General features: G+C 60.3%; 6 protein-coding genes and 4 pseudogenes. 3 read left to right on the top strand and 7 right to left on the bottom strand.

The window, feature by feature from the left end:
- The first annotated feature begins 47 nt into the window (after window positions 1-47).
- Window positions 48-1,427 carry an agmatine deiminase family protein gene (locus tag VSR68_RS40485; protein WP_342945063.1) on the top strand — a complete coding sequence of 460 codons (1,380 nt, stop codon included), beginning with the start codon at window positions 48-50 and terminating at the stop codon, window positions 1,425-1,427.
- A 59-nt stretch (window positions 1,428-1,486) separates the two neighbouring features.
- On the opposite strand, the gene VSR68_RS40490 is transcribed toward VSR68_RS40485, so the two are convergent.
- Window positions 1,487-1,774, bottom strand: a complete 288-nt coding sequence (locus VSR68_RS40490; RefSeq protein WP_342945064.1) for a hypothetical protein — start codon at window positions 1,772-1,774, stop codon at window positions 1,487-1,489.
- Window positions 1,775-2,374: 600 nt separating this feature from the next.
- On the opposite strand from VSR68_RS40490, the gene VSR68_RS40500 reads away from it, so the two are divergent.
- Both VSR68_RS40500 and VSR68_RS40505 read left to right on the top strand, forming a co-directional pair.
- Complete coding sequence (locus VSR68_RS40500) at window positions 2,375-2,629, top strand: hypothetical protein (protein WP_342945065.1); 255 nt, start codon at window positions 2,375-2,377, stop codon at window positions 2,627-2,629.
- Between the two features lie 303 nt (window positions 2,630-2,932).
- Window positions 2,933-3,142, top strand: a complete 210-nt coding sequence (locus VSR68_RS40505; protein ID WP_342945066.1) for a hypothetical protein — start codon at window positions 2,933-2,935, stop codon at window positions 3,140-3,142.
- 21 nt (window positions 3,143-3,163) lie between these two features.
- Here VSR68_RS40505 and VSR68_RS40510 read toward each other — a convergent pair.
- The 6 genes and pseudogenes from VSR68_RS40510 to VSR68_RS40535 all read right to left on the bottom strand — a co-directional run.
- Window positions 3,164-3,639, bottom strand: a pseudogene (locus VSR68_RS40510) (transposase); the annotation flags it as partial.
- A gap of 379 nt (window positions 3,640-4,018) precedes the next feature.
- Window positions 4,019-5,144 (bottom strand): annotated as a pseudogene (locus VSR68_RS40515) (IS91 family transposase).
- Between the two features lie 8 nt (window positions 5,145-5,152).
- Window positions 5,153-5,629, bottom strand: coding sequence for a tyrosine-type recombinase/integrase (locus VSR68_RS40520; RefSeq protein WP_342945067.1), 477 nt, complete (start codon window positions 5,627-5,629; stop codon window positions 5,153-5,155).
- Window positions 5,617-6,027 carry a site-specific integrase gene (locus VSR68_RS40525; RefSeq protein WP_342945068.1) on the bottom strand — a complete coding sequence of 137 codons (411 nt, stop codon included), beginning with the start codon at window positions 6,025-6,027 and terminating at the stop codon, window positions 5,617-5,619. Before VSR68_RS40525 ends, VSR68_RS40520 begins: the two co-directional genes overlap by 13 nt.
- A gap of 166 nt (window positions 6,028-6,193) precedes the next feature.
- Window positions 6,194-6,930 (bottom strand): annotated as a pseudogene (locus VSR68_RS40530) (transposase); the annotation flags it as partial.
- 127 nt (window positions 6,931-7,057) lie between these two features.
- A pseudogene (locus VSR68_RS40535) lies at window positions 7,058-7,194 on the bottom strand (histidine ABC transporter permease); the annotation flags it as partial.
- Window positions 7,195-7,323: the final 129 nt, after the last annotated feature.

Consider the following 7,323-nt stretch of genomic DNA (forward strand, 5'->3'; position numbering starts at 1 on the left):
TCTACGGATCGCCGTGCCGCTCTCCATCCACCACGACAGATATGAACATGTCAGACAAAAAGTTGTTGAATCGACCCACCCCTCAGCAACTCGCTGCTTATTTCCTCGCTCGCACTGGCTGCGAGCATCCGCCGCCCAGCAAGATCTATCGCAACGACACGCCGTCGCTGGTCAACGCTGTACCGGAATTCGCCGATATGGGGGCGGTTCTGATTGCATATCCCGGTACCGTTCCGCCGCCAATCGGCCATAGCCAGGAGCCGCCCAGCGGGCCGCGCTCGTTCGGGATCCCAAACGAGCTGATCATCCGTATGCAGCAGAACGATACCGTGAAGCCAGTTCACATTTTTGTCATGTGCGCGGACCTCGATCAGCGCGAGATCATTCTGCGGGATCTGCAACACACGGCCGACGAAATGTCGCTGAAGTTCGACCCCGACCATCTTCATCTCGTCGGCTGGGACACCGATACCTTCTGGACGCGCGACTACGGTCCGTGGTGGGTGCACGATCTGAAGAACGATATCTACGCGATAGCGAAACACACGTATGCGACGCTTGGCTATGGCTCTGTAGGCTTGGTAGAGGGTGTGGAGAACGTCAATCCGCTGAAAGGGTTTGGAATCTTCCGTCCGAATGACGATTACGGCGCGGTCAAATTATCCGACTTTCTCAATGCTCCGATCCGCAAGTGGAACACGGCCAAATGGCCCGGCGACAAAAAGCTACCGCAGATTGCGGTCCACGATTGGTACTACCTCGGGCTGATCGACACGGGCGGCAACTACATGGTCAACGGCAAAGGCGTGGTGGCCTCGACTTACCTCGCCGCCACGCAAAATGAGTTGCCGGGCGGCAAGGACGGCCAGTGCGAGGATGTCGTCGCCGGGCGCATGGACTACATCCTGGGTCAGTTGAACCGTTTCATGGGTCTTCATACGTATCACGTGCTGAGCGACCCGACGGGCAACTACATCGAACATATCGATTGCTGGGGCAAATTCCTCGCGGAGGACAAGGTGCTTGTTGCGTCATCGCAGGACCAGAAGACCAACCATGCTTTCGATGCGATCGCCGTGTCGTTCGAGAACGAAGGGTTCAAGGTCTACCGCGTGTTATGCCAGGACACTTTCGTGCACAACGCCGATACGCCGGCCACTACCGCCGCCTACACCAATAGCCTGATTCTTAACCAGCACGTCTACGTGCCCATATCCGGCAAAGGCTATGAACAGCATGACCGTCAGGCGCTGAGCGTCTACAAGCAGGCCCTGCCCGACTACACGATCGTCGGTATCGAAGGGAAGCCGGAGTTTCCATGGCTTGGCACCGACGCCATGCACTGTCGGACGCGCGCGGTCCCCCGCAAGGTGATCGACGACTGGCAAGCCGCGCTGCAGGGCGCACCACACTGGTCACAGTCCTGAGATCTTTCGTTCATGCGCGCATAGGAGTCGGCACAATGACATCAATCGCACCGGCGTTGTCACGTTAAAGAAAACAAAGCGATGCCGGCACCGGCGAGCTGTCGCTCAGGATGCGGCAGACGGAGCTTGAGTGAGTTCGGTGAAGCGATGACAGGCAGCAAGTTGCACCGCGCGTTGCTGGCGATAGCGTGAAGCCCGTAGCAAATGTCGCCTGAACGCAAAGCCGCCTGGACTTGTTGTGTTGACACGGTCCGGGTCACGGCTCGCATTGCCTGCGTCATGCCTGTGCCTGTCATCTTGTCGCGTCCGGTCTTTCCCTGAAGCAAATCGGCGGCCATCTTGGGCATCGGAGTGCTGACGCCAAGCGTATTTACGCCAAGATAGATTTAGGTCGACTGCGGCAGGTCGCAGAATTCGATCTACGGGGGTTGCTATGAGACTTTCCGCCGCTGTGGCAATGTACGTGACCTACAGGCGTTCAGTGGTGTTACGTCGCCCGCAGATTGAGCAGGAAGGGGTGAGATTCTCGCGCGGTCGGCCAGGACGATGTTTTGTCGATTACCGCGCGTAACGCGAGACATGAGGAGTGGCAGGATGGCCGGCACTGCCCAGATATCGTGCGATCTTTCTCACGCGTCGTACAAACATCAAGAACAGACCGGCAATGCATCGCATTGCATTTGCCTTTCTCTTCTTCGAACAACATCGTCGCGCGATTGAGCGCTCTCCCGCTTCTTACCGGCTCGCTCGCTGTCCGCATTGTGGTAGCGGCTGCCTGTGGTGTCACGGCTGTTATGGGCGCAAAGCGGATCGCAGCGCCGACGGCGCGCTCAATCCGGGTGCCTGTGCTGCGTTTCCGTTGCCCGTCATGCACGCGGACCTGTCACGTCTGCCGCTGTGCATCTGTCCGCGTCGATGGTATGGCTGGTCGTTGCAGCAGAACGTGCGTGCTGCAACTGCCGATAGCGGGCGCCTCGCTACGCCGTACGGCAAGCGTCTTAGCGTTGGCCTATCACACCGTGCGGCGCTGGTGGCGATCGCTGGCGGTGGCTCACGGGACGTTCACCTTCCACCTGTGTAGCCGTTTTGCTGAGCTCGGCCGCAGTGCCGCTCGCGACGACTTCTGGCTGGCCTGCCTGCGTCGCATGCCGCTATGCGAAGCGATGGTGTGGCTGGATCATGACGGCCTGACTGTCCCATGATCGACTGGTTGTTGATCGCCGTGCGACGGCGTTGACCGAACTGCAGCGGGGACTCTACACAGTCTGCTCACTGCCGCGCGCCGACAATCAGCGCTTTGATGGCGGTTCCTTCACTTTGACAGGGACCTCCATGAATATCGATCCGAAGGCGCTGTTCCGCCTGTCGGTGCTCGGCCCGCTGGTCAGCCGTGAGCGGTTGGGTCGCGGCGAACTGCAGCAGATCGTGCGGCTGTGTCGTCCCCTACGGGAACATAACGCGCATGTTGTGGCATGGTGTTTTCTCCCTTTCCTTGGGAGATTGTCATGCTCGAGAACTACCACCTCCGTCCCGAGGTCGTCGGTCGCGTCCGGGCGGTTTGGATTGCTTCAGCGATCGAACAGTACGTCAACTGGCTGGCAGAGCGGCACTACACGGCGAGCAGCATATCGCGCCGTATTTCAGTGCTGTTGAACTTCGGCGAATTTGCAAAGGCGCAAGGGCGCAAACGAGCTAACGTCAAGAGTGGTGTATGAACAATTTGACGGCGGTCTATTTCATGCGGCGAGTTTCTGCTGAACCGGCCGGTCGTCTTGCACCGGTTCGCCGTCCTCAAAGGCAACGCCCTCGAGCAACAGCTTGATCTTTTTCGGACCGTTGATACGGCGCCAGGTTTTCTCGGCTTCCTCGATCAGCTTGAATGCGAGGCCGAGGAAGGTTGGTCGCGATACGCAGTTACGCGTGCGCGTGGTACGGTGGCGCACCGTCGCGAACGTCGATTCAATGGCGTTGGTGGTGCGCAGATGCTGCCAGTGCTCGGCAGGGAATTCGTAAAACGCGAGCGAGCTCTCTCGGTACTTCTTCAACGTCCGGTTGCCTTCGGATATTTCGCCGCATAGATCGACACGAAACGATCGAACGCAGCGTACGCGTCGGCGCGGGTCGCGGCCATCCAGCTCGCCTGCAGATCAGCTTTGGCTTTGCCTTGCTGCGATTTGGGCAGCGCGTTCAGCACGTTACCCATCTTGTGGAACTTATTCCGATGTCGGAATAAGGCAGAGGATTTTTTGTTTATCGGTCGCGGCTTCGGATGCATGAGTGGAACCGACGGGATTGACCCGCGAGCGGTAAATAAAAAATCGTTTGTGCTAAACCGCTCCACGGGCGGTGGCAGCTATGGGCATTGAATGGGCGTCGCAGCGATTTGCGATGCTCTGTGCGTGGCTATCGCACCCGGGTTCCGGACGATCGTATGAAGCCTACGGGGTAAACGCGGTGCGAATGAACGTTTCAGCCGACTGGTAACCAGGGGTTCAGGCAATTGCGCTGCGAGAGCGAGCCGGAGGCACGAGTCCGGTCGCGCAGGCCCGGTCGGGGAAGGCGTACGTATTCGGGAATGGGGTCGATGCTGGCTAGTGCACATGGCGCGGGACGGGAGGGGCGCGCGGCAGGATGCCGGGCACAGCGCTCTCGATGCGGACCATGTGACCCCTGCCGCATACGGGACAGTCTAGCAATGACTTTCCGGTCAATCGCTGGTAGTGGTTACGGTAGTCTTTTGTGGGTTCGACTGCCTCAGCGGCGGGAGCCTCGACGCCGAGCAGCCGCCGGCAGGTGGCCAGGCGCGCGGCCCGATGTCGGTTGGCGAGTCATCCGTAGCTGTGGATGCGTTTGAAGCCGTCGGGCAGCACATGCAGCAGGAAGCGGCGGATGAACTCGTCAGCCGCGAGCGTCATGGTTCTATGCCTGGCTTCGTGCCGGTAGTCTTTCCAGCGAAACTGCACGGTGTGCGTGTCGAAGGCGAGCAGCCGGTTATTGGAGATGGCAACGCGATGAGTGTAGCGACCCAGGTAATCGAGCACGTGTGCGGCGCCGCCAAACGGTGGTTTGGCATAGACGACCCACTCCGCGTGTGCGCTGGGGGGCAAGCCAGGTGGCGAACGCACGGGCATCGCGGAGCGACTCGAACTGGCCATGGAAGCGCAACGTGCCTGCGTCGAATGCGCGGCGCAGCTGCTGCTCTATAAAGAGCCGCCGGAAGAGGCGCGAAAGGACCCGCACCGGCAGGAAGAAGCCCGGTCGGCAGGCGATCCAGCGCTCGCCGTCGGGCGCGATGCCACCGCCAGGTACCACGCAGTGCGCGTGCGGATGGTGCAGCAGATTCTGCCCCCACGTGTGAAGGATCGTCATGAAGCCGATTTCGGCACCGAGATGTCTGGGGTCGGCGGCGATCGTGCGCAGCGTCTGGGCGCTGGTGCGGAACAGCATGTCGTAGAGCACGCGTGCCGGCGCTCAAGCCACAGCGCACGGGCGAGCGACTGGCACTTCGGACAGTGCCGGTTGCGACATGAGTCGTAGGCGATGCGCTGATGGCCGCATGCATCGCACTGCTCGACACGTCCGCCGAGCGCGGCGGTGCGACAGAGTTCGATGGCGCTCATCACTCGCCGCTGGACACGACTGAGCCCGTCGGCATGGGTTTGCCGGTACTGAGGGCCGCAGGCGGAAGACGTCCGCCACCTCGAGCGCCGGACGCATCGCGGTCGTCAGAAATACTCGGGCGTAGGTGGGGATGGAGTGGATGCGGGGTGCGGCAGCAGATCGAAGGGAATTGCGGTGGCACACACGGTGCTGGTCGCGAGTTTCAGATAGCGAGCCGTGGTCGAGAGGGCGCGATGTCCCATCAGCAGCTGGATCCTGCGCACATCAGTACCGGATTCCAGCAGATGCGTCGCGAACGCGTGTCTCAAGGAATGCGGCGTTATTGGCTTCTGGATGCCGCTGTGCTGACGGGCCAGGCGACATGTCAGTTCGACTGCATCGCTAGAAATGGGTCTGCCCGGAATATCGCCGGGAAACAGCGAGTCGCGAGGATGAGCGTCGAGCCAGTACGTTCGGAGGATCTCAAGCAGCCGTGGCGAGAGCATCACGTAGCGATCGTTACGCTTCTTGCGCTGGTTCACGCGGATGACCATCCGCTTGCTATCGATATCCGTGACCTTCAGATGGATCACCTCCGGCACGCGCAGGCCAGCGCATAGGCGATCATCAGAATGGTTCGCTGCTTCAGGCTGGGGATGGCGTTGAAGAAAGTGGTAACCTCACCGGGACTCAGGATGACCGGTAGTCTCACCGGTTTCCTGGGCAACGGAAAGTCCTCGTCACTCCAGTCACGCTTGTGCGTGATACGGTAAAGGAAGCGCAGTGCGCCGATCGTCGGGCCGAGACTGGCGGGCGCCAGTTTGCGCTCTTCCCGAAGATAGACGAGCCAGGTGCGTATCTCATCGGGGCTCAGCAGTTCCGGCCAGCGACAGAAGTGCCGGGCGAAACTTGACACCTGCAACAGATAGGACTTCTGCGTGTTCTCGGCTAGATTACGGATCTGCATGTCGTGCAACATCCGTTGAAGCAGTGGGGTCATGGGGAACCTCCTGGATACAGTGGTGATGCCCGGTTGGGCATCCACATACTGCTCCTGGAGGTGTCTGCGTCCCCTCGTTGGGATCGTGCGCCAGCTCACCACCACCGACGAACGTCAGCCTTTGGCTCTCGCTCTCCTCCTCGTACCGCGTCTGCAGTTTAGTACAATAAAACCAACAGCGCTGACCACGTGTCGCCGGAAACACCTCTTCCAGGCGGCCCCTAAGCCCATTGCGCCGACGCCGACCGCCCGCCGTGGCCCTGCCTTCAGACCGCGCTTTTTCAGGTCGAGCAACAACTCCAGCCACGATGCTTTCGTCTCGCGATACCCATCGCCGATCGCCACGCGCTCTTTGCTCCCGTCCGGTTTCACGCCGATGATGACCAGCAAGCATTGCCCATCCGAGTTCTCGCTGCGCAGCCCCATGTGAATGCCGTCGACCCACCAATAGACATAGTGCGACTCGGACATGTCACGCCGGCTCCACGTCACATGCTCGTCGGCCCACTGCGCCTTCAGTCGGCTCACCACGTTGGCCGACAAGCCCTTGGCGTCATCGCCCAGCAGCACGCTCAACGCTTCGCCAGGGCAGCGCCGCGCTCACGCGAGGCGACTTCCTCACGTACGGCGGCACGATTGTCGAATTGAACTTCACGCCCGACCCCGAGCGATCGCGCACCCTTCGGCACCTTCACCGCGATCGGGCCGGCGGCCGTCAACACCTCGCGCTCGGGCAAGTAGCCGTTGCGCACTCTTGACGTTCGCGAACCGCTCCATCAGCTCTGACAGTTCCGCTTCGATAGCTTGTTGAATCACTTGCCGCGCCCCGTGACGAACCAATTCGTCCAAGCCAAGCCCGACTCCCGATAGACCGACGACTGCTTTTTCCGTACCCTTGCTCATGGTGGATGGTTTGATGTTTGCTGGATTCCGAATTCGACAATCAGATTCTCAGCTGAAACCTCCACCGCCTTTCCCAACTCAACTCCCCGTACACCAAATTCGACTTTAGCTCAACAAGAACCGCATTCATCCCATAGGCGCCCCCCGCTTCCAGTTGACCGCGCGGCACTGAAAGAAATGCGCCCGAAATGTTTCCGTGAAGTAGGCTCCATAGATGGAGCCGAGTGTCAGGACGCCTGCCGCGAACGGGTCGATGTCAAATTGTGCTAGACATCATGTATGGACCTGCCGCGCCTCAAGGTACGCGGATTAAGCTTGAGGTGGGGTACACCGCGGCTCAGAGCCGCATTGAGGGGGCAGGCCATGAACCAGTTTAGCAAGTACGTGGGCCTG

Origin of the sequence: Paraburkholderia phymatum (genome assembly GCF_038900715.1) — a bacterium.
Classification (GTDB): Bacteria; Pseudomonadota; Gammaproteobacteria; order Burkholderiales; family Burkholderiaceae; genus Paraburkholderia; species Paraburkholderia phymatum_A.